The sequence below is a fragment of the Streptomyces sp. P9-2B-2 genome (genome assembly GCF_030406865.1).
GTDB classification, from domain to species: domain Bacteria; phylum Actinomycetota; class Actinomycetes; order Streptomycetales; family Streptomycetaceae; genus Streptomyces; species Streptomyces platensis.
Window position 1 is genome coordinate 58834 of record NZ_CP129126.1, and the last position, 21069, is coordinate 79902.

Genomic DNA, 21069 nt, shown 5'->3' on the forward strand with positions numbered 1-21069 from the left:
CGCACCGGGGCCAGGCGCGGCCCCAGTGCCCTATCGAGCAGTAGCGGTTCGGGCTCAAAGCCCGGCCGGACAGCTGGCACTCGAACATCTTGATCCAACCGGCGGCAACGCGAAGAGATACCGCGGCATCGGATCGCAGCGGGGAAAATCCGCCCTACCGGGCCGCGTCCGCGCCAGCCTAGGCCGCCCGCCGGCCACCGGGCGAGGCGTCATTCGGGGCATGGTGCCCATCAGCGCCCGTCCCGCCGAGGACGAGGACCGCAAAGCCCCGACCGACCGGGCTCCCTGCAAGACCAAGGTCCGCAAACCGCCGTCACCCGCAGCCCTGGCCGAAGCCGAGCGCCTGCGCGAAGGGCCGGCCACCGGCAGTTCAGCCGAACGGGTCGTGATCGACCTGACCCACTATGCCGCCGTGGTCGAACGGCTGCGGAGTGTCCCCTCACCGAAGCAGGAGGAGAGTCCGGAGTGAGTACGTCACCGATGCAGGTGAGCGAAGCCCGCCGATTCCAGCAGCTCAGAGGCCACCTGTCCTACCTCAAACTCAACGACGCAGCTGAGGCGTTGAACAGGGTCCTGGACCAGGCCCGCACCGAGCGGATGTCACTGACCGCAGCCCTGGAACGGCTCCTCGAGATCGAGGTCGAGGCCACCGAAGCCCGCAAACTCGCCGCCCGGGAACGGTTCGCCTGCCTGCCCGAGCCCTGGACCTGGCCGACTTCGACTTCGCCGCCCAGCCAGGCGTCGACGAGAAGCTGATCCGCGACCTGGCCACCCTCCGCTTCCTCGACGACGCCTCCAACGTGCTGTTCGTCGGCCCGCCCGGAGTGGGCAAGACCATGCTGTCCGTCGCCCTTGGACGAGCGGCCGTCGACGCCGGCCACCGCGTCTACTTCACCACCGCCGCCGAACTCGCCGCCAAGTGCCACAAGGCCGCCCTCGAAGGCCGCTGGAAGACCTGCATGCGCCTCTTCGCAGGCCCGAAGCTTTTGATCATCGACGAGCTCGGCTACCTGCCACTGCCCGAGGACGGCGCCTCGGCCCTGTTCCAGGTGATCAATCAGAGGTATCTCAAGTCCAGCACGATCCTCACGACCAACGTCGGGATCGCCGACTGGGCCGGAGCCTTCGGCGACGCCACCGTCGCCGCCACCATGCTCGACCGGCTCCTGCACCGAGCTGCCGTCGCCGGCATCGACGGACCCTCCTACCGACTTCGCGGCCACCAGAACCAGGCCGACGCCATGCGCAAGGGAGTCAACGCACGTGTCTCCTGACCCCACCCACAACGACGACCAACTCGCCCCCAGACCCGCCAACTGCCCAGTCTGCGAAGGCGAGTTCATCCCGAGCCCGAGACAGATCTACTGCTCTCCCCGCTGCAAGAGCGCCGCCCACCGACGCGCTCCCGCCGGCCTGGCTGCCCACACCTGCCCGGTCTGCGAGGGCATCTTCACCGCGAACCCCCGACTCCGCCAGATCTACTGCTCGCCGGAATGCCGTCGCGAGTCGGAAAGACAACGCAACCGGACCCGCGACGAAGAACGAGCACGACGCCTCGGCGAACACCCCCGAGCCCTTCCGCCCGCCCCGCAGCCGGCGGCCCCCGGAACCATCGCCCCCCTGGCACCGACGGCCGTCCGGAACTGTCCTCACTGCGACCAGCCCGTCACGATCGTCGCCCTGCTCGCCACCCAGGAAGCCGCCCGCCCCACGATCACCAACCGCGTCACCGACATCGTCCCGCTCAGACGCCTCCAGTGAGCATCGGCTGACCGCCACCGATCACCGGGCCCGCCGACCTGACGGTCGGCGGGCCCACAACGCAGCTTCGTCCACAAGTTTCGGCCGCGTTGAGCTCCGTCCTAGCAGTGCCTGTCGCGTTGGGGCTCCGCGCCGTCGAGCACGAGCTCAAGCGGACGGCGTGACCGGGGACCGCAGGCCGAGCCACTGCTCGGCGTCCCATGCCTCGAACCGTTCTACCTCGGTGAACCCAAGCTTTGCCGCGAGGCGCATCGAGGCGACGTTGGCGGTCTGGGTGGCGAGCACCACCGGCTCGCCGGGAAGGACGCCGTCGAACCAGCCGAGTGCCGCCGCGCACGCCTCGGCGGCATACCCGAATCCCCACGCCCGAGGCAGGAACAGGTAGCCAAGATCGGCCTTCCCCGCGGCAGCCGGACGATGGTGCCCCGATGCTCTCCTGAGCAGGATCTGGCCGATCATCGCCCCGTCGAGTTCAACGACGAAGCTCCCGGGCCACCGCTCGGGCACCTCAGGCGTCTCGCCCTCAAGCTCGTCACGCGGCCGGGGGCCGCCGAGGTAGGTGTGCACCTCTGGCGAGGCGAGCAGCTCGATGAAAGCCGCACGGTCCCGGGCCTCGGGCGCACGGAGCACGAGCCTCTCGGTCTTGATCGGGGCAGGTGGCCAGGCGACGGGTCCGAGTTCAGTCATGCCGACCAACTAATCAGCAGGCGCGGAAGTGATCAAGGTTCGCGGACCGATCAAGCCAACGGCTCGGATCCCACACTCACTACCGGGGCCGTGCAGGCATTTTGGTGATCAAGGACCGCTCCCCGCTCCCCATCTTCCCCAGACAGTTCAAAGACCAAGCAAGTGGGGCGAAGAGCAGCCCCGGCCGTTTTCAACGGTCCCCATCAGGTGATGCCTATCTCGGATTTACCTCACTGCTGCTCTTCGCCCCAGTTGGTTCATGGAGCGAACCAACTGGGGGATGGGGGCGCGGAAATCAGAAGGACTCATCGATCGCTTGGCCGGTGAGTCCTTGTGCGCGGGCTGAGTTCAGTGGGACGAGACGGAGCCCTCTGATTGGTCGAGGTGGAACGGTGAGCCGGGGCTCGCTGGCGTCCAGCCGTCGGTAAGGGAGGCGCGGATGCTGTCAGCCACCTGGGCGGGCAGGACCGGGCTGCCTTGGGTTCCGAGCCAGTTGCTCGGGTGCGGTTGGTCGGTGGTAATGACCAGTGTGGTGCCGGGGGTGTCGGCGTGTTCGACCGCGTAGGTGAGGGGTGACTGCACCAGTCCCTGGTCGTAGGTCGGTCGTCCGCGTAGGCGCCATCGGTAGGTGGTGCCATCAACGGTGATGAGCCGCGATCCCTTTTTGACCAGTGCCATGTCCACGTCCTTTCCCCGGTGACAGTAGTGAACGGTGGGTGATCGTGTCGTGCCAATTCCCCTTGGGTGGTGTCAGTTTCTGCGCATGCGGATCACATCCAGGCTTGCTGCTGGAATGGTGGGTCGTGCGGCCTCGGGAGGGGCCAGCAGGGCGACGATGGTGACAGGATTGTCGCAGTTTGGGAAGTTCCGGAGGGTGGTGAGCGCGAGCCTCGCCGCACGTTGGGGGATACCCTCTCCCTCGCCCCTGCAGGGATGGCCGGCAGTCACCGAGGCGGTAGATGTACCGCCGGGCTAGCAGCGCGTCGGCGGCCCACAGTTTCAGACGCCCAACTGGACCGGACAGGCATGGATGTCGTGAATGCCGGAGTTGGTGGAAGTGGTTCAAAACTGTGCCGTGCGCGTGTAACGATGCAGGTCACGAAGTCCGCTCCCCGCGCCCGCGGGGATGGTCCCCCTTGGTGTGGTCAATGCCGGTATTGCCGGGAGCCGCTCCCCGCGCCCGCGGGGATGGTCCCTGGTACGGCTTGGTATCCGCCCTTGCCGGTGCCCGCTCCCCGCGCCCGCGGGGATGGTCCCCACGGTCCTCCCGCGGGAGGACGACGCGCGAACCGCTCCCCGCGCCCGCGGGGATGGTCCTTGCTCGCGCTCGACCGCCTCCCGAACTGGTGACTGCTCCCCGCGCCCGCGGGGACGGCCCCGCATGGGACCTCGCGAGCATGCTCGACCTCATCTGCTCCCCGCACCGTGGAGGTAAACCTCGCCCATCTACGCGAGGTGCTCTTCGTAGGCGATGGCCGTCATCTGCCGAGTTCTTCGCGCAGGCGCAGAGTTCCCTGAGAAGGCTGTTGACCAGGCTCGTTGGCGGGAAGGGCACACGCTGGTCTGGGTCGGCTGAGTTTCGCCCCGGCGGGGTTTGTGGATCCCCCTCACCTGCCGGCCGAAGCGCACCTTGAGCCATGCCAGGGTGCACGCGGACTCCGTGGGGAAGGCACGAGGGTATGACCGCCATCCTCGTATCAGTCGTGGGCGTGCTGGGCACCGTCATGGGAGCCGCTCTCACCGCCTTCGTTGCAGCGCGTGCGGAACAGCGCAGAGAAGCGACACAGAACCGGGTGCAGTTAAATGAACTGCGGGTCGAGCACCAGCGCTGGGTCCGTGAAAGCCGACAAGCTGCCTACCTCTCCTTCCTCGAAGCGCTGGGGACCGCTGACCGAGACAACCAAGCGTTCTTCCGCGAGCTGCAGGCCAGACGCTCGCCGGCACCGCTCGACGAGGCGCGGATCGCCGCGATCAGGCTGAAGTTCAAGGACGCTGAGAGCTCGGGACTCGTGGTGATCTTGGAAGGTCCCGAGACCGTCGCGGACGCAGCGCACAACCTCGTCGTTCAGTTTGCTTCTCTGGTCCAGGACGTTCGGGAGTACGCGGAGGAAGCCGCGGCCGAGGGCCTTACAGATCGGGGCAACGCCGTGCACGAGGCCGGCATGAAATTCATAGCGCAGCGCTGGGCCTTTCTTGGCATGGCCAGGAATGCGCTTGACGAGGTGGCCAAGCACAGCCAAAGCCTCCCCGATGCCCGCTGAATGCACCCCTGGAGCCTGCCGAGTCCTTCGACAGCGGGCGTGCTGCTTCGTAGTCGCCAAATCCAGGACTAATGCGATGACGGCTTTGGGTGCGTCCCCAACGCACTACGAACTTCCCAGCGAGTGGGAATGCTGGTCGTGCGGTGCTCTCAACAGCACTCCTGACGACTAAGACCGTGTCCTATGTGGTGAGGCTTCGTTGACCTCGGTATGGGGCGGGGTACATGGAGTTGGATTGTTCCGGACGGGTTGTGGGCGATCGCGAAACCGCTGATTCCGCCGTCGAAGGTGCGGCCTCAGGGCGGGGGAACGCAGGACACGCCTGATGAGACGCTGTTCGCGGCCATCATCTACGTCCTGGTCAGCGGGTGCGCCTGGCGGGCTCTGCCGCCCTGCTTCGGCATCTCGAAGTCAACCGCCCACCGACGGTTTCTGATCTGGTCCAGAGCCGGCGTCTGGGGCCGTTTGCACGAGGCCGTGCTGCACCGGCTCGACGACGCCGGCCTCATCGACGTCACCCGCGTCGTCCTCGACTCCGCCCACGTGAGGGCTAAAAAGGGGGCGAACACACAGGTCCGAGCCCCGTGGACCGAGGCAAGCCGGGTTCCAAAATGCACGTCCTGTCGGACGCGAACGGACTGCCCCTGGCCGTCGGCGTCTCAGCTGGGAACACCCACGACAGCCAAGGGCTGAAGCCGATGATCGAGGGTCACCAAACGAGACACGACCCTCACCGCGGCCGGCACTTCAAACCTCAGCGCCTGCACGCCGACAAGGCATATGACCGGCCCGACCTGCGGAAATGGCTGCGTGGTAAGCGGATTGGAGTGCGGATCGCCCGCAAAGGCATCGAGTCCAGCGAACGGTTAGGGCAGCGTAGATGGGTGATCGAGCGCACCATGTCGTGGCTGTCGGGCTACCGCAGACTCAGCCCCCGCTACGAACGCGACCACCGCAACTACCTGGCCTTTCTCGGACTCGCCGCCGCCATCTGCTGCTACAAGCGATACCTCCGCCTCACCACATAGGACACGGTCTTACTCCCATCTGTACTGCTCTGGCAGCAGAGTTGCTCCGAGGGCGAGGCCGTGGCTTTGTTCTTCCCAGAGGCCCCCTGTGTGCAGCCGCTCGATGTTGCAGACGACGTGCTCGCCAGCTGGATCGCGGAGCTTCTATCCGATCTCGATGCGGGCCTGTCCCACAGGTCGGGCAGGATGCGCCCGCTGCCGTCCGCCTACAGGGGGTTGAAGACCTCGCGCCACAGCGCACCCGTATCGAGCCATTGGTCGTAGTACGCGTCGGGGTCCTCGGGCCCGAATTCGTACCGGAGCGAGGCGGGTCGCAGGAAGCCGCCCGTCCCGACGGTCTGCACCGAGCGTCCGCGGATCCGCAGGACATCCGCCAAGCGCGCCGCCAGCCCTTCCGGATGGGCGGTCGGCGCCCCGTCGATCGCGACGCGCAGCCACGGACCGCCGTCCGCCGCCGTCAGCTTTCCGATCCGGTCAGCGCGCGCATCGGTCAGCCGCTCCCAGGAGATCGCTTCCAGCCGTACCCCTCCATCATGCCCGGGCACTGCCGTACGGTGCCGGGTGGGCGCCCGTGGCCGAGCGGCGTCAGCTGCGCGGGTAGCGCCCGGGGGCGAAGAACGACTCGTTGTACGGCTGGTGGGTGAGGGGGTGGAACGCCGCCGAGAAGTCGTCGGCCAGCTCGGTGATCGTGCCACGGCCCTCGACGGCGGTGAGCCAGGACGGGGGGAGGGCGAGGTCGCCGTGGTGGGCGCCGAGGAGGTTGCCGCAGATGGATCCCGTGGAGTCGCTGTCACCGGAGTGGTTGACGGAGAGCAGGAAGGCTGACTCAACGCGCGTGCGCCGGGGTGCCGGGTCGGCGGGGCGGGCGAGGGCACAGTAGACGGCGATGGCCAGGGCCTCCTCGGCGATCCAGCCTCCGCCGAGGGTTTCGACCTTCTCGGGGGTCGCTGTGCCGTCGGCAGCCAGGTCGACCGCCTTGCGGAGGGCGGCCGTCGTCTCCTCGTGGCCGGGATAGCGGGCGAGGAGTTCCATCGAGCGCAGCACGGCGCCTTCGAGGGAGTCGCCGTCCAGTAGGTGTCCGATCATGGCGGCGAAGGCACCGGCCGCGTAGTAGCCGGTGGGATGGCCATGGGTGATCTGGGCGCAGCGGGCGGCGAATTCGAAGGCTCGGCGAACGGGCATGCCGGTGAGGCCGAAGGGAGCCGAGCGCATGACCGTGCCGCAGCCCTTGGAGTCGGGGTTGACCGGCCCCGGCGCTCCGAGCTCGCCGAGCGTGTCGGGGATGTGCTCGTAGCGGAGGCCGGAGACGCAGGCGTTGCCGGGGGCACGGCGGGCGTAGAGCCAGGTCTGCTGGCGCAGCCAGCCGGTGCGGTCGTAGGCGAGTTCGGCCGGCGGCGGGGGCGCGGGGTGGTTCTGGGTGTCGAGCCAGCGCAGATAGGCGTTCCGCACGAGGACGGGCCCGGCGGAGCTGATGCCGTTGCCGGTGGCGGGGCCGTAGCGGGCGTAGGCGCGGATGAGGCCTTCCGCGGTGAAGAGGGTCATCTGGGTGTCATCGGAGACCTGGCCGAGGACGACGCCGCCGACCGGCAGGAAGCCGGTGACCCCGGACGGCCCGTAGCCGTTGCGGATCGAGGCCAGCGGCTGGAACTCGATCGGGTATCCCAGGGCGTCGCCTATCGCCCCGCCCAGAAGACAGCCACGGACACGGGCACGGCGGGCGACGATGTCGCCCCACGACTGACTGTTCAAGCCGGTTCCCTCACTTGATGGTTGTACTCATGGTCATTGCGTCGATCGGTCGCGTGGTCGGAGCCTTCCGGCTCAGAAGATCCAGGCCAGGTAGAGGCTGAGCGCCGCACCACCGGCGCCGCCCAGGACCAGCCGCTTCATCCAGGCACTCGCGCGGGTTCCGGCGATCAACCGGCCCACGGCCACGGCCCGTCCCCTGCTCGGCATGATGCCGGTCGCGGCGAACGGGATCCCCAGCGCGGCGACGATCCAGCCGAGGAAGAACAGCGCGCACCAGCGCCAGATCTCGCCGAAGCCGGTGGCGAGGTAGCCGCTCACGGTCTGCTGGACGGGGACGCGGTCGCCCCGTTCGCGGTCTGCCGTGATGGTCGCCTCGTGATCGACGGTCGTTCCGTCGTCTGCGCGGAAGGTGCCGGCGCACACCGTCTTGTCGCTGTGGTGACGGCTTCCGTGGTCGATCCAGCAGCGCTCGACCGTGAGCGTGCCGTGACGACCGACGAGGCCCGCTGCGTGCGTCGAGTTGTACAGCGAGAAGCCGGCACAGAGGAGCGCCAGAAAGAAGAAGAGGCCGCCGAAGAGACGCCCTTTCACACTCGGCGCGGGCATCGAGACGAACGGATCCGGCGTCCCCAGTCCTTGCTCCAGCATGGCGCTACCACCCCCTCCACTCCGGCTGCTCCCGTGATCGCTCACCTTACTCAGCCGGTGCGTCGGCCCCACTGTCAGTGCCATGCCCTAGGTCAGGATTCGCCGAAGAAGTACTGCGCGCCTATGCCTTCGCGTGTGCGATGTGCGGGTACGACGGGACACTGGGACGGAACCCGGTCGGGACGAACCGCCCTATCTCCCCCGCCGCCAGCCGGAGTTCATGCCCGCCCAAGCCGAATCGAAGGATCACGTTCGGTAAGCGGATAGCGTCTCAGGGTCAGCCGAAAGGGCTCACCGCCACCTTGGAAGCCGCAATGTCGAGGCATGCCGCGCTCCCCTCGTCGATCTCGATGTCGAGATTAATCATGCGACCCGCCACCTCCGCGGCGTTCATCCAGCGGCAATGCTCCCCGCCCTGCGGTGCGTGGCGCGCTCCGGTGTACATCAGCAAGAATGGGCGCTCTCCGGAGCCGCGCTCCCGGAGGCGCGGCGTACTGCCGTCGTCCTCCACGGGGACCAGGACCTGAGCGGAGCGCAGCTCCTTCAGAAGTTCGTCCTCCGTAATGCGGCCGAGCAGCCTGAGCTGGACGGCCCGCTCCACCGTGTTCTCTGCCCGAAGCATTCCGACCGCCGTCGGGGTGGGGCGGTAGTGCCGGTTACGGACGAAGTCGCCGAACCCGCCGTCCTGGTCGATCTGCCAGTCCCCGACGATCCCTTCGCGGGGGACGGGGACGCTACTGAAGAGTGGGTACTCCGGATCGATGGCGATCATCCGCTTGCCCGGAGCGAGCACGGTCGACTTCCGCATGTCGTCGGTGATCTTCGGTACGAGCAGCCTTTGCCGTCCGTCCGATTCGACAATCCGCCTCGAATAGGCGTAAGTGCACAGATACGGCGGCTCTTTGACCTCCGGCAGCGCCTTGATCTGGGCACGGAGTGTATCCAGGCTCTCCACCTCTCCGCCCGACCTGGGGAGAACTCGGCCCGGGAAAGGCATACCTCCCACCTGGGAGTCCAACAGCCAGTTCAGTGCCTGCTCTGGCGTCAAACCGCGCGCCTTCGCCTCCCGCATCCGCTCGATCCAGAAGCCAAGCGCGTTGATGGCGCGATACCCCTGCTCGCGGCTCGGAATACAACCGGCGTTGTCAGAGCCGTCCGCCGCCATCCACAAGTAACCGATGGCGCCCGCGGGATTGCAGTACGCGATGTACCGAACGGGTCCGACTGGACTCCTGCCGTATTCCTCGGGGCCGCCCACAAGCGTGAGGTGCACGTCCTCCGACAACGGCCCCCGGGGAGTCCCGCCGTCTTTCGGCGGGTGATCGTCACTCATGATATCTCTCCGTAGATGTGGTACTTACCCTTTCCGAACTCGTTGGACCGTTGCGGGCCCTCGTAGCGGCCATTGCTCGATAGGCGGGAGCGAGGACAGCCGGCCCGGCAGCGATCAAGTCGCGCTGTACCCCTGGCGACATGGCAAGCCTTCAGCAGCGAAGAACGTGGTAAAGCCAGCAACCTCCTACAGGCGTTCCGATTGCTTCGGCAGGGAGGCAGGGGAGCAGCCGGAAAGGCACAGCGCCGTCACCGCAGCGGCGGCCAGCACTGTCACCGTGCGGTGAGGGATGTTGGAGTTCAGCACGACCTGTTTCAGCTCGCTGTCGACTCACGCGAGGCCGCATTGGAACGCGGCGAATTCGCCTGGTGAATCGCCTCATTCAGGGCGTCCCTCGGCAATGTACTTATCCGTGCGCCTGCTCGTAGGCGTCTCTGATGGCGCCGGGGATCCGCCCGCGTGGTGCTACGTCGTAGCCCTGGCGCCGGGCCCATTCACGGACGTCCTCCGAATTCGTCGGTTCGCTGGCTGGGGCAGTATTGATCGCGTGAGCGCGTCGCCGGTCTTCAGGGGTGCATCTGGATGGATGGAAAGAGGGCGAGCTGTCGAGAAGGTCGTCAGGGAAAAACGGCACGTCGAGGGTGCCCTCGCAGAGCCTTCTCAGGAATGCGGTGATGGTGCCGTCAAATGTGAACCAACCGTTCCCTCTTGCCTCGTTTATTGCGATTTTCCATAGGTCTGGATTGCTTTTAGGTTCGGTCACCCAGAAGACGTATTCCCCATTTCCTGTTACTGCGGCTGGCTGAAGCGACGCGATGGGGCACGGAAGACTGTAGTCGGTCCACTCTCGTCGCTTTTCAAGCGACGAGAGGATTTTTGGTGTCTGCACCAGAAGACGGTGTGGAGGTAGTCGGCGGTGGCGTCGTCGGGGCCGTCGGCTACAACAGCCGCTTGGGCATCAGCCATATCGATGTCCCTGGGAATGGCGTGCAGCAGCCGGACAGCCGCACGCCGAGAGGGCCCTCCAGAATGTCCAGCGCGACAGGCGCGGGAACGGTGACCGACAAGGTCTGCACCGCGACCAGGTCCTGCGCCGTGATCCGGTCGGCGACTTCCGACCTGTCTCCCCCACCCGCCAGATGCTCGAACCGGCTCCCGGTAAACGCCACCGCGCCGGGCGGCAGACCGATCCCGAAGTAACGCCGCAGATCCACCTCGAGCATCGGCGACGAGGGCGTGCAGCCGCTCCGGGAGCGGCCGTGAAAGATCAGCCGAGGACACCAGCGGCTCCGGTTCTGGACGAGGTTGCAGACGGGCAACTGCGCGGCGGCAATGACTATCGGATGGCCCGCGACAGCGCCAGCTTGCTGGCGGCTGCGACGCCGGACCGTTCTTCACATCGGAGATGGTGGAGGAGGGCGTCGATGGTACGCCGGGCGCGGAGCGCCATCGGCGTACCGCACGGGCAGGAGCAGCGCGGGCCTGTTATTCGGGGTCCTCATCGGGATCCCCGCGGGGTGTTTCCGTCACGGCGCTCACTGCGGGCTGCCCTTTGCGCCAGGTAACTGTCACCTTGAGGGTGGCCTTGCCTCCGGCCTCCGTCACGACGCTCACCAGCTGGCCGCTCTTGGCTGCGATTTCGATGCCGAATTCGAGCGTCACTTCGTCCGGGGCCGCGCGCCGCAGTCCGGACCTGACGCTGCGCGTGACGGTCTCCAGGGTCTGGGGGAGATCACCGAGCTGCCGTGATAGGCGGTCACCGAAGCCGGTGTCCCGGGGTCCCTCGTCTTCGTCGTTGACGCGCACCCAGATCGAGGTTCCGTCCGGCATGACTGCCTGGACCGCATCGGACACGTGCCCTCCTCCTGTTTGGCTCGTCGACTCTCTTGGGAGAGGATGCCCGTTTCCAGGACGTCCGGCGACAGGTCACCTACAATCACCTAACGGTTACGGAGGGGAGTGGTCATGGTCGACCAGCATGCCTGGTTGTCGTCAGAGAGGGTCTACCTCTCCGACGTAGAGATCCATCGGCAGTCCCCTATCGCAAGCGCCGAGGATCTCCGGGCACGCGTGCTATTCCACGTTCTACTGTCCGACACTCTGCTCGTTGGCGATTCGCAGTCGCTCAACACGCCCCTCTTCCGTGCTCTGGTGTCCTCTCAGGAAGCCGTCGGCCACGCCGTAAGATCGGATCTCGCGCCGCTCCTGGACAGCGGCCGTATCCGGGTCGCGTGCCGGGACGGGCAGACGCTGACGGCCGTCCGAGATGCTCAAAAGCTGCGGCAAGTCGAACACGTGCCCAGTGCCGCATACGCGGAGCTGCTGGACCTCATGACGCATGCGCACGCGGTCACCTACCGCCTTGACGCCGTATCGGCTGCCTTCAAGTCTGGAGTGATCCGGCTGCTGGAGGAGCAGACGCAAAACGCCGGGGGAGAGACGCGCGCAACGGTTGAAGCCGCGCTGGAGTTCGTGAGGGGGCAGGAGCCGTTGTACTTCAAAACCCTCAGAGACTGGGAGGAGTCCTTCCGGACCGGCTCGTCGGGAAGCACGGCAGTCGTGCTCGCCCTGGCCGCCGTGGACCGTGCCGCGGGCGAGTCGTACCGCCAGGCACTCCCCCATGTGCTGGGAGCCGGGACCGCTGCCCCGCGCAGCGTCGAACTACCCGCCACCACTGCCGCCCGCACGGTCCTGGAGCGCACCACGCTATCCGCCGGCATTCTCGACGGTTTCTTGCTGGGCAGACTGCCGGTCGAGGTGTTCCTGGAGGCCACCGAGCAGCCGTCCCGCAGCGTCCTCGTTCGCCAACTGGGCTTGCTGCGTCGAGGCAGCCAACCAGACCTGTCCCAGTTGGTGGAGGCCATGGCCGAGTTCAGCACGTGGATGCAGGAGGCCTTCGTCCGTGTCTTCCGCGATACCGATGAACGCGCGCGGGCGGTCCTGGACGGCAACCAGAACTTGATGCGCTTTGCCATCTCCCAGGACTCGCTGACCGGCGCACTCGGCGCCGGACTCGATGTGCCGGCGGCCGACGAGGACGAAGACTACCTCGACCTGCAGGTCGTCGACCGGAGTGTGCCGGCTGCAGACGGCGCGGCCGACATCGGAGAACTCGACGCACGGCAGATGCGGCAGCGCGTGATCACGGGTGCGTATGTCGGCTGAGCCGAATGCCGCTCACATCGGCGACCCGGAGCCGGTGCCGCAGCCATCTGCGATGGCAAGCGCCAGGGCAGCCAGCGTCACGCCACAGGTGACGCTGCCGCTCTGCAGCCACTTCACCACCTCCGTACGCGAGGCCCAGAGCGGCTCGGCCACCGACTCCATGGCCTCCGGCTCGGCGGCCGACGGGGCGCCTGCCGATCCGGTGGGGTGGACTTCGGCGGCGAAAACGTGCACGTCCGATTCGATCAGGCCTGTCTCGGCGTGAATGACGCCCAGTGGGCGCAGTGCGGACGGGGCGCAGTCGAAGCCGGTCTCCTCCCGTAGTTCCCGTACGGCCGCCACTGCTGGATCCTCATCCGTTTCGCAACCGCCCCGGGGGAATTCCAGGGAGACCTCGCCGATCGGGTAGCGGTACGTGGGAACGAACGCGAGGCCGTCTGGCCCTATGGGGACGATCACCACTCCGCAGTGGGACCACTGCCAGCGCAAATAGCGACCCTGCTTGCCCGACGGCGAGAGCACTTCATCGTTGAACAGCGCGCCGAAGCGGTTACGGAAGACCTCCACTGCCCGCTGCCGCAGAATGGGTGGGGGTTCGGCGTGGGCAGACGCTTCGTTGTCCATCGGCGCCGGACTCCTCTCAGCTCGTGCGACCGTCCAGCACAGTCTTCATCTGCACCCATGATGAACGTTCGTGTCTGAATTCGTCGAATTCGTCACTGAGTTGGAGCAGCACCTGCAGCACCAGCGCCTGCTGCTCACGCAGTCGCGGCGAGGTACGCAACGGTAGCACCGCGCGCTCCGTCGCCGCCCGGCTCAGCGCCTGGTAGGCCTCGCTGAAACGCCCGGCCCGGATCAGCCCGAAGCCATGGCGTTGCAGGGTCTCGGGCAGCCGGGCGAGATAGCGGCCGGGCCGGAGCCTGAGCAGCTCCTCCAACCGCTCGACCGCCTGCATGCTGGAGGTGAGGGCCTCCTCGGTCTTGCCTATGCGATGGCGGCACTCGGCCAGGGTTTCCAGGCAGGCGAGGTACACCTCGTCATCACGAGCTCCTTCCGGAACCTGTTCGCACCGCATGACGCCCTCGGCGGCATCGCGGGCCGCGCCGTTGACCTGTGCATCTGCAAGCCGCAGCAAGGCCAGCGTGCTCAGCGCACCCGCCATGTCCATGAGGGTGCGATGCCGCATTTCAGGACTGCTCCCGATGAGCTGCCGGTACAGGGACACAGCCTCGACGCTGAGCCCCAACGCCGACTCCGTCTCCCCACACCGGTGCCGCAGCAGACTCAGGTTGTGCAACGCCGCGGCGTAGTCGGACCGATACTGCGCGGACCTGCGGACAAGATCGCGGCTGAGCAGGACCGCCTCATCGGCTGCCCGCACGGCATCCTCCCGGTGTCCGCTCTCCTCCAGCCGCAGGCTGTACCTACGCAGACGCCTCAGACGGACGTGCCGACTGGTGTCGTCGCTCCCCGCGTCAGGCAATTGGAGCAGCCGCTGGAGCACGAGCGCCGACAAGGCGGAAAGGCCGGACGGATAGCCGGGAAGACGGGGTTCGACAAGGCAGAGCAGGTCGATCTCGCAGGTCTCCAGCACTGGTTGGATCAGGTCCACCAGGGGCTCGGCGTGCGGCACGCGGGCACCGACGGTCACGAGGGCCGGCACCAGGACTCGGGGATTGTCACGCACGACCTGCGCAAGCGCCCGGTCGAGGACCGCGTGGGCAGGATGGTCCGCAACCCGGCCCACGGTCGTGCAGCCACGGGCCCGAGCCAGGACGTCGAGTGTCTCCAACACGGCCCTGGTCCGCGCCTGCTTGTTCCGAAGCGCGGATGCATCCAGAACAGCCCCGAGGTAGGCGACGACGTCGCCTGAACTCTCGGGCTCCGCCAGCACACGCCGCACCAGGATCTCGCCCAGCCGGTCAGGCTCAAGGGGCGCGACGTGGTCAACTTCCGTTGCGGGATACAGCGCGCGTAAGCAGGAATGCACTGCAGGGGCGTTGACAGGCAGCTGCCCGGGGAAGGCAGTCCTGCGCACGGACGTCAGCAGCGCGGTCAGCTCACCCCAGTCTCGCCGCTGGGCCAGGGTCGGCACCAGCAACAGGCCTTCTGCCATCAGCCGTCCGGTACGCCCCGCCAGGACACCGCCCGTACCGAGACGGTCCTCCAGCAGCGTGTACCATCCCGTGATCTCATGCCGACAGATCCGTGCCAGCGGATCGTCGCTTTCCTTCCACTCCTCGCCCTGGCGCAGGGTAAGGACGGCGTCGAGGGCAGCCGCAAGAACTCCCAGAACCGAGTCCTGCTGGCCGGCCCGGCGCGCGAGAGACGGCGGCATGAACACCCACGGGCATTCCAGCAGGCGCGCGAACTCCCCGAACGCCTCGGTGACCAGGGTGCCGGGATCCTTGGCGCTCAGCGTGTTGGGCAGCCTCTGTGAGCTCGCACCCCGCAAAGCCCAGTCCTCGATGTAGTGTGCTTCGAACTCCTCCTTCAGCGCATGCCACAACGGCTCCTCGGAACGTGCCAGCAGCAGCACGCGCAGGGTGATGCCATCAGGTCGGTGCCGGTGGATATGCGCCATGAGAGCGCTGATGTCGCCGAGCCGTGCTTGGGCATAGTCGAACACCACCAAGCAGGGGAAACCCGCGCCGAGCGCGGCGGTGAGGCCTTCCAGCCACTGGGGTCGGCGCAGAGGGTTGCCGAGCAACTCCCTGTCTGCGAATCCGGCGATCCAGCCCATGTGCCGCAGTCGGTAGCACAGTTCGGCGGACAGGCGGGTCTTGCCCGAACCGCCCGGCGCGTACAACAGGCGCAGCAACTGATCGTCGAGTTCATAGCACCAGTTCCGGAGCTCGCTCAGTTCTGGGCGGTCCACGAACGGCATTGCTCCGCGTGCCAGCATCTGCGCTGGCGTGTTCCCCGAACTCGGACCGCCGGGCTCGGGACCGAAGAGGTCTGCCTGCCGTCCCCTGCGGTTGCGGGCGAGATCGAACCAGACGGTCCCGGGCCGGTGCGCGGCATGGTTACGTTCCAGCAGCCCCGGCAAGCATTCCTCCACGGCGTCGACGGGAATCAGCCATCCCCCCGACATTCCCTTCTCGTGGCGTGACGCCTTGAGCACCCCGCACACACGCCCCGTCGTCGTATCGAGCACCGGACCGCCGCTGAATCCCTGGACCACCTGGTCCCACTGAAGCCGCACGAAGCGCCCGCTCCGACCGGCCACCGTGAGGTGCAGGGTGTCGGGCTGGACGCCCGGTTCCAACGTGTGCCCGCTGAATCCGTGGATGGACACAGACGCCGCCTGCGTCGGACCCGCGCTGCCAAGCCACACCCCCTGCAAATCGTGTGCGGGCTCGCTCAGCCGCACTTCGGCGAGATCCGGAAAGCCGTAGGTGCTTCCTGCGCCCTTCGCCTCGGGCATAAGACTCATGACCTCGATCGCGAGGGTGCGCCCCCCGACCGTCGCCGTCACGCTGCCCTCCTCGCGCCCGGCCACCACGTGCGCACACGTGAGAGCGGTGTCAGGCGTCACCAAAAACCCGGTCCCGCAGAAAGCCTCGCCAGCCCAGATGCCCACGACGTTCTGCTCGGTCAGGATGCGCAGCCGCTCCAGTGCCTCACCGTCCAGGCCATTGTGTGTCGTCATCGATCTCCCCTGAGCGGCCCCGCACAACGGACTCATTGTCAGGTGACTTCCCAACAGTATTCTGCCGTCCCGTCAGCCATGGCATCGCTTCGTTCTGTGCTTCGGCGTGCTGCGCCAGCGCGCGAGAGCGTCACCGGAGCACCTTCGACGACATCGACAGCTAACCCAGCCGCTGCAACCGACAGATCGAACCCATGCCACGCATCACGCACATGTCCGACACATAAAACGCCATGTCAGCCCCCATACGCTCAGCTCAACGTCCGGTAAAACGGACGAGGCGCGCGGAACCGCCGGTGATCTCGGTCGGCCGTGGGCGGCAATCCATGACAACGAGCGCATTCCGGCGGACTTCCGGCTCTACCTCACCGCCACCCCGCGCATCCTGGGCGCGGCTCAGCCGCAGAAGGGCGGCGGCCGCGAGGTGGAGATCGCGAGCATGGCCGACGATCCAGACGGGACATTCGGTGCCTGGCTGCCTGGGGCCGAGCTCGGGCTTTCGGAGGCGATCGAGCGGGGCATCCTCGCCGGTTTCGAGATCGACGTGCTGGAGATCCGCGACCCCTCCCCCGCTCTGGGGTTGTCGGAGGAGGCGTTGCGCGGCCGGCGCCTGGCGTTGTTGCAGACGGCGCTGCTGGAGCACTCCGCAAGGTGGAACCTGCGCACCGTCATGACGTTCCACCAGCGGGTCGAGGAAGCCGCGGTGTTCGCGGAGAAGCTGCCTCAGACAGCGGCGGAGCTGTACGCCACGGAGGCCGACGACGAGGCCCTGGCGCAGGCCGAACAGATGCCGGCATCGTCCATCGACGCCACGCCGTACGAGTTGGAGGCCGGCCGCCACGTCCCGCCGCACCGGGTGTGGTCGGCGTGGCTGTGCGGCGACCATCTCGTCAGCGAACGGCGCGAGGTTCTGCGGCAGTTCGCCAATGGCCTGGATGCGGCCGGGCACCGGGTCAACCGTGCCTTCCTCGCCTCCGTACGGGTGCTCGGGGAAGGCGTCGACATCACCGGCGAGGTGGGCGTGGAGGCCGTGTGCTTCGCCGACACCCGCGGCTCCCAGGTCGAGATCGTGCAGAACATCGGCCGGGCGCTCCGGCTCAACAAGGGCGGCTCCACGAAGGTCGCCAGGATCATCGTGCCGGTCTTTCTGGAGCCCGGCGAGGATCCGACCGACATGGTCGCCTCCGCTAGCTTCAAGCCGCTCGTGGCCGTGCTCCAGGGCCTGCGCAGCCATGATGAGCGCCTGGTCGAGCAGCTCGCCTCCCGCGCACTCACCAGCGGCAAGCGCAAGGTCCACATCCAGCGCGATCAGGACGGGCGAATCGTCGGGGCCGGCGGCGAGGGCGACGGCGAGGACCAGGAGCAGGAGGATACCGACGCGGCTGCCGAGTCGGCGCTGCTGCACTTCTCCAGCCCGCGCGACGCGGCGACGATCGCGGCGTTTCTGCGGACCCGGGTGTACCGGCCGGAGTCGCTGGTGTGGCTGGAGGGCTACCAGGCCCTCATCCGGTGGCGGGCGGAAAACGAGATCACCGGTGTCTACGCCGTGCCCTATGACGTTGAGGTCGAGGTCGGCGTCACCAAGGACTTCCCCCTCGGGCGGTGGGTGCACCAGCAGCGCAAGGCACAGCGGGCTGGGGAGCTGGAGGAGCGGCGCAAGACCCTGCTCGACGCGCCGGAGGCCGGGATGGTCTGGGAGCCGGGTGAAGAGGCATGGGAGAACAAACTCGCCGCGCTGCGCTCGTACCGGCGGGCGACCGGGCACCTCGCGCCGCGTCAGGACGCGGTGTGGGGCGAGGGCGAGGCGATGGTGCCCATCGGACAGCACATGGCCAACCTCCGCCGCAAGGGCGGCCTCGGCAAGGATCCCGAGCGCGCCGCGGCCCGTGCCGCTCAGCTCGCCCAGATCGACCCGGACTGGGACTGCCCGTGGCCGTTGGACTGGCAGCGCCACTACCGCATCCTGAGCGACCTCGCCGCCGACGAACCCCACGGTTTCCTGCCCGACATCCAGCCCGGCGTGCTCTTCGAAGGCGACGACCTCGGGCGGTGGCTCCAGCGGCAGGCGAACTTCTGGGCGGAGCTGTCGGAAGAACAGCAGCGGCGGCTGTCCGAGCTGGGTGTGAAGCCCGATGAACGGCCCGCTCCGGCACCGGCCACCAAGGACGGCAAGGCCTCAGGGAAGGCGTCAGCGGCCTTCCAGCGCGGCGTGACGGCCCTGGCCCAGTACAAGGCCCGGGAGGGGCACGTGAAGGTCGCAAGAGCCCACGTCGAGACCGTTGTGGTCGACGACCAGGAGCACACGGTGAAACTGGGTGTATTTCTGTCGAACACCAAGAGCAGGCGCGACAAGCTCACCGCCGACCAGCGCCAGCAGCTGGCAGACCTCGGCCTGGACTGGGCTGCGTAGCCGCGGTGCGTGCCTGTCTCGACTTCGACCTCGGCAAGCTAGAGGGAAAAGATCACGTCAACCCGCGAGACTTCGCGACCTTGGATGACCGGCTGTCGATAGGGTTATGTCCTTTGCCGATAGCGGGGGTTGACTGATGCCGGGCAAGCAGCGTCGAACCAACGGGGTGGCGGCAGTGGCTGCCTTCGGGATCCTGGCACTGGCGGCCGGCTGCGGCAGCACGCCCGCCGATGGAAAGCACGAGGCCAAGCCAACAGGTTCCAGGGCAACAGCTCCCGGATCTGCCTCCGCTTCTGCTTCCCCTGCAGACCTCAAGCCCGTCCAGGGCCAGCAGTTGCGTCACTACCTGCTGACCGCTGACGACTTGGGACCGGGATACACGCAGACCGAGACCCCCGACGACAAGAAGGCCGCCGACCCTCACCGCTACGACGACATGGGTGTGAGCGGCTGTCCCGCTCTGAAGGAGCTGGGCAAACACAGCGACGAAGTGCAGTTCGCGGCGAAGACCTCCGCCGGCTTCACATTCGGCGCGGATTCAACGCTGGGCGAGGAACTGCACAGCGACGCACCATCCAAACTCTCCACAGGGCTGCGCAGGCTCATGCATGCTCAGACGTCCTGCCCCACCTACACCATGACCTCCGGCAGCACCCCTCTCACCGTGACCGTGCGCAAGGACGACGCACCCAGCCCTGGGCCAGACGCCTACGCCTACACGACCACGCTCACCGGCCCAGGAGGGTCGCAGGTGCTGAAGACGGCCGCCGTCCGCCGCAGCAACGTACTGCTGATGCTCGTGGGCGCGCCCGCCCTCGTCGACCGGCATATCGAAGCGGCCATCGCCAAACTTCCAGCCAGCTGAGCCAGGGTTTCCCGAGCTCTGGCGCAGTACAAGGCCCGCGAAGGGCACGTGAAGGTCCCCCGGGCCCACACTGAGACCGTTGTGATCGACGACCAGGAACACGCGATCAAGCTCGGCGTATTCCTCTCGAACGCAAAATCGAGGCGCGGCAAACTCACCACGGACAAGCTCCAGCAGCTGGCAGACCTGGGACTGGAGTGGGCTGTGTAGCCGCGGGGCAGAAGGGGCGGTCAGCCAGCTACTGGCTGACCGCCCCTTCGTCATGCTGCGCCTGGTCGTGGGCCACGCGCCTCGGCCAACCCGTTCGGGCGTGCCGCGGCCCAGTGCAATCGCGCGCCGTAAAGGCAGCTGCGATCGTCGCAATGGGATGAAGGAAAGCGGAACCAAGGAAGGAACGTCACGTCGATGCCGCCCGGGCGTCAACCCGGATCTGCCCCTCACCTGCCCGCCGCCTCGTCAGCCCAGCACGTCCTGGCCTCTATCGCCGCACCGCGTGTCGCCGTCTAGCGGCCCTCAGGCCACACCGTGACGTGGTATTCGCCTTCCTCACGTTCCGGGTTCCGACCCCTCGCGTAGACGACGACATGCCACGGCCCGGATTCGCCTTCGGGCAGGGGGAGTTCGGCAGCCCACTCGCTATCGCTGTTCGGCAGCATCCGGAGAACCTGTCCCGGCCCGGTCAGCGTGACCTCTGCTTCCTTCTCCCACCCCGACGCCTCAGGCGGGAAGGACCGGTTGAAGGAGACCCCGACCCCGCGCAGATCCTTCTCACCCCACCCAGAAGTCAGGACGCGCACTCCGCGGCCGTCTGCAGACACCTGGACCCCCTCGCCGGTGAACTCCGGCACCGAATCGCCCAGGTGAAGCACGAGGCTCTCCGACGGCTCATCGAACCCGATCGACTCCAAGGCGACAATCCCCAGCTCCTCCCAGACGTCCCCCACCTTTTCCGTCGCCTGAACCAGGATCTCCGAGTCGCTCTTCGCGGCGGGCCACAACTGAACCACATGCGTCTCACGAACCTCGTCATGTCCCACCGGGTGAACACCCGCAGCATCCCTCTCCAGCCGGACGTGCAGCCGCACCCGCCACCACGCGAGCTCCACCGGCTCTCCCGGGACAGGGATCGTGCCGGATTCCTCATCCATGTTCAGCAAGAACACCTCGTTCGCCAGGCGCATGCTGTTCTCGACGACCTCCTGCCACTCCCCTGGCGCCCACGCCGGCTCCTGCTCGTGGAATTCGAACACGAGGTTCACATCGCCGTGCTGGGCATGCGTCTCGACCTTCGCGGCGCGCCCCTTGTGCGTCACATCGACCCGACGCTCGGCAGACACATCTTCCGGCTCAGGAACCTCGTCGTCACTGTCGAGCGTTCCGATCATCCAGTACTGGCTGTAGCAGGCGTAGAACTTCGTCTCGTGACGGACCGGGCCGCTCATGTTCCCCTCCATGCAGTACTCCCTTCAACGCCACAGGGGCGTGGCGGGAAGGATGCCACGCCCCTGTG

At 67.3% G+C, this 21069-nt stretch carries 20 protein-coding genes and 3 pseudogenes; 10 read left to right on the forward strand and 13 right to left on the reverse strand.

Going from position 1 to position 21069, the window contains the following annotated elements; genetic code table 11:
- Positions 1 to 220 precede the first annotated feature (220 nt).
- Genes QT196_RS00280 through QT196_RS00295 form a run of 4 tightly spaced genes read left to right on the forward strand, consistent with a single transcriptional unit; the run spans position 221 to position 1761 of the window.
- Positions 221 to 469: a hypothetical protein gene (locus QT196_RS00280; protein ID WP_290354059.1), complete on the forward strand. Its 249-nt coding sequence runs from the start codon at positions 221 to 223 to the stop codon at positions 467 to 469.
- Complete coding sequence (locus QT196_RS00285; protein ID WP_290354060.1) at positions 466 to 756, forward strand: hypothetical protein; 291 nt, start codon at positions 466 to 468, stop codon at positions 754 to 756. Before QT196_RS00280 ends, QT196_RS00285 begins: the two co-directional genes overlap by 4 nt.
- Positions 708 to 1274: an IS21-like element helper ATPase IstB gene (gene istB, locus QT196_RS00290; protein ID WP_290356589.1), complete on the forward strand. Its 567-nt coding sequence runs from the start codon at positions 708 to 710 to the stop codon at positions 1272 to 1274. The genes QT196_RS00285 and istB overlap by 49 nt, the downstream gene beginning before the upstream one ends.
- Positions 1264 to 1761, forward strand: coding sequence for a hypothetical protein (locus QT196_RS00295; RefSeq protein WP_290354061.1), 498 nt, complete (start codon positions 1264 to 1266; stop codon positions 1759 to 1761). Before istB ends, QT196_RS00295 begins: the two co-directional genes overlap by 11 nt.
- 147 nt (positions 1762 to 1908) lie before the next feature.
- Here the strand turns inward: QT196_RS00295 and QT196_RS00300 are convergent, their stop codons facing one another.
- Positions 1909 to 2448 (reverse strand): GNAT family N-acetyltransferase, encoded by a 540-nt coding sequence (locus QT196_RS00300; protein WP_290354062.1) that lies wholly within the window; start codon positions 2446 to 2448, stop codon positions 1909 to 1911.
- Positions 2449 to 2796: 348 nt separating this feature from the next.
- Entirely contained in the window at positions 2797 to 3126 is a 330-nt protein-coding gene (locus tag QT196_RS00305; RefSeq protein ID WP_290354063.1) for a hypothetical protein, read from the reverse strand.
- 1001 nt (positions 3127 to 4127) lie between these two features.
- Here QT196_RS00305 and QT196_RS00310 point away from each other — a divergent pair.
- Together QT196_RS00310 and QT196_RS00315 are read left to right on the forward strand one after the other, a co-directional pair.
- The gene (locus tag QT196_RS00310; protein WP_290354064.1) at positions 4128 to 4709 is read left to right on the forward strand and encodes a hypothetical protein; all 582 of its coding nucleotides are present in this window, start codon (positions 4128 to 4130) and stop codon (positions 4707 to 4709) included.
- Positions 4710 to 4919: 210 nt separating this feature from the next.
- Positions 4920 to 5737, forward strand: a protein-coding gene (locus QT196_RS00315) for an IS5 family transposase (RefSeq protein ID WP_290354065.1) whose coding sequence is annotated in 2 segments (ribosomal slippage) — positions 4920 to 5262 and positions 5262 to 5737 — 819 coding nt in all. Because the reading frame shifts where the segments join, the coding sequence is not laid out codon by codon here.
- Between the two features lie 125 nt (positions 5738 to 5862).
- Here QT196_RS00315 and QT196_RS00320 read toward each other — a convergent pair.
- The 3 genes and pseudogenes from QT196_RS00320 to QT196_RS00330 all read right to left on the reverse strand — a co-directional run.
- Positions 5863 to 6255 (reverse strand): annotated as a pseudogene (locus QT196_RS00320) (uridine kinase); the annotation flags it as partial.
- 67 nt (positions 6256 to 6322) lie between these two features.
- Complete coding sequence (locus tag QT196_RS00325) at positions 6323 to 7486, reverse strand: ADP-ribosylglycohydrolase family protein (protein WP_168481827.1); 1164 nt, start codon at positions 7484 to 7486, stop codon at positions 6323 to 6325.
- Between the two features lie 72 nt (positions 7487 to 7558).
- The gene (locus tag QT196_RS00330; protein WP_290354066.1) at positions 7559 to 8134 is read right to left on the reverse strand and encodes a hypothetical protein; all 576 of its coding nucleotides are present in this window, start codon (positions 8132 to 8134) and stop codon (positions 7559 to 7561) included.
- A gap of 89 nt (positions 8135 to 8223) precedes the next feature.
- Here QT196_RS00330 and QT196_RS39305 point away from each other — a divergent pair.
- Positions 8224 to 8316, forward strand: a pseudogene (locus QT196_RS39305) (restriction endonuclease); the annotation flags it as partial.
- Between the two features lie 95 nt (positions 8317 to 8411).
- Here QT196_RS39305 and QT196_RS00335 read toward each other — a convergent pair.
- The 7 genes from QT196_RS00335 to QT196_RS00360 form a co-directional block, all read right to left on the reverse strand.
- Positions 8412 to 9467 (reverse strand): hypothetical protein, encoded by a 1056-nt coding sequence (locus tag QT196_RS00335; RefSeq protein WP_290354067.1) that lies wholly within the window; start codon positions 9465 to 9467, stop codon positions 8412 to 8414.
- Between the two features lie 406 nt (positions 9468 to 9873).
- A complete protein-coding gene (locus QT196_RS39310) occupies positions 9874 to 10356 on the reverse strand; it encodes a histone-like nucleoid-structuring protein Lsr2 (RefSeq protein WP_356948455.1) in 483 nt (160 codons plus the stop codon).
- Positions 10357 to 10405: 49 nt separating this feature from the next.
- Complete coding sequence (locus QT196_RS00340; protein ID WP_290354068.1) at positions 10406 to 10690, reverse strand: DUF6308 family protein; 285 nt, start codon at positions 10688 to 10690, stop codon at positions 10406 to 10408.
- A gap of 262 nt (positions 10691 to 10952) precedes the next feature.
- Positions 10953 to 11321 (reverse strand): CU044_2847 family protein, encoded by a 369-nt coding sequence (locus QT196_RS00345; RefSeq protein ID WP_290354069.1) that lies wholly within the window; start codon positions 11319 to 11321, stop codon positions 10953 to 10955.
- An 852-nt stretch (positions 11322 to 12173) separates the two neighbouring features.
- Positions 12174 to 12623 carry a tRNA pseudouridine(55) synthase TruB gene (locus QT196_RS39315; RefSeq protein ID WP_168483438.1) on the reverse strand — a complete coding sequence of 150 codons (450 nt, stop codon included), beginning with the start codon at positions 12621 to 12623 and terminating at the stop codon, positions 12174 to 12176.
- 21 nt (positions 12624 to 12644) lie between these two features.
- Complete coding sequence (locus tag QT196_RS00355) at positions 12645 to 13256, reverse strand: NUDIX hydrolase (protein WP_168476379.1); 612 nt, start codon at positions 13254 to 13256, stop codon at positions 12645 to 12647.
- Positions 13257 to 13272: 16 nt separating this feature from the next.
- The gene (locus tag QT196_RS00360) at positions 13273 to 16284 is read right to left on the reverse strand and encodes a trypsin-like peptidase domain-containing protein (protein WP_290354070.1); all 3012 of its coding nucleotides are present in this window, start codon (positions 16282 to 16284) and stop codon (positions 13273 to 13275) included.
- Between the two features lie 274 nt (positions 16285 to 16558).
- Between QT196_RS00360 and QT196_RS00365 the strand changes: the two are divergent.
- The 3 genes and pseudogenes from QT196_RS00365 to QT196_RS00375 all read left to right on the forward strand — a co-directional run.
- Positions 16559 to 18694 (forward strand): annotated as a pseudogene (locus tag QT196_RS00365) (Helicase associated domain protein); the annotation flags it as partial.
- A gap of 136 nt (positions 18695 to 18830) precedes the next feature.
- Positions 18831 to 19559 carry a hypothetical protein gene (locus QT196_RS00370; RefSeq protein ID WP_290354071.1) on the forward strand — a complete coding sequence of 243 codons (729 nt, stop codon included), beginning with the start codon at positions 18831 to 18833 and terminating at the stop codon, positions 19557 to 19559.
- Between the two features lie 18 nt (positions 19560 to 19577).
- Entirely contained in the window at positions 19578 to 19769 is a 192-nt protein-coding gene (locus QT196_RS00375; protein WP_356948496.1) for a helicase associated domain-containing protein, read from the forward strand.
- Between the two features lie 293 nt (positions 19770 to 20062).
- Here the strand turns inward: QT196_RS00375 and QT196_RS00380 are convergent, their stop codons facing one another.
- Positions 20063 to 21001, reverse strand: coding sequence for a hypothetical protein (locus QT196_RS00380; protein ID WP_290354072.1), 939 nt, complete (start codon positions 20999 to 21001; stop codon positions 20063 to 20065).
- Positions 21002 to 21069 lie beyond the last annotated feature (68 nt).

Excerpts from the sequence above, each read along its gene's own strand:
- QT196_RS00305 (WP_290354063.1), bottom strand. The coding sequence starts at position 3,126 with ATGGCACTGGTCAAAAAGGGATCGCGGCTCATCACCGTTGATGGCACC.
- QT196_RS00360 (WP_290354070.1), bottom strand. The coding sequence starts at position 16,284 with ATGACGACACACAATGGCCTGGACGGTGAGGCACTGGAGCGGCTGCGC.
- QT196_RS00335 (WP_290354067.1), bottom strand. The coding sequence starts at position 9,467 with ATGAGTGACGATCACCCGCCGAAAGACGGCGGGACTCCCCGGGGGCCG.
- QT196_RS00330 (WP_290354066.1), bottom strand. The coding sequence starts at position 8,134 with ATGCTGGAGCAAGGACTGGGGACGCCGGATCCGTTCGTCTCGATGCCC.
- QT196_RS00300 (WP_290354062.1), bottom strand. The coding sequence starts at position 2,448 with ATGACTGAACTCGGACCCGTCGCCTGGCCACCTGCCCCGATCAAGACC.
- QT196_RS00370 (WP_290354071.1), top strand. The coding sequence starts at position 18,831 with ATGCCGGGCAAGCAGCGTCGAACCAACGGGGTGGCGGCAGTGGCTGCC.
- QT196_RS00310 (WP_290354064.1), top strand. The coding sequence starts at position 4,128 with ATGACCGCCATCCTCGTATCAGTCGTGGGCGTGCTGGGCACCGTCATG.
- QT196_RS00280 (WP_290354059.1), top strand. The coding sequence starts at position 221 with ATGGTGCCCATCAGCGCCCGTCCCGCCGAGGACGAGGACCGCAAAGCC.
- QT196_RS00380 (WP_290354072.1), bottom strand. The coding sequence starts at position 21,001 with ATGAGCGGCCCGGTCCGTCACGAGACGAAGTTCTACGCCTGCTACAGC.
- QT196_RS00340 (WP_290354068.1), bottom strand. The coding sequence starts at position 10,690 with ATGCTCGAGGTGGATCTGCGGCGTTACTTCGGGATCGGTCTGCCGCCC.
- QT196_RS00355 (WP_168476379.1), bottom strand. The coding sequence starts at position 13,256 with ATGGACAACGAAGCGTCTGCCCACGCCGAACCCCCACCCATTCTGCGG.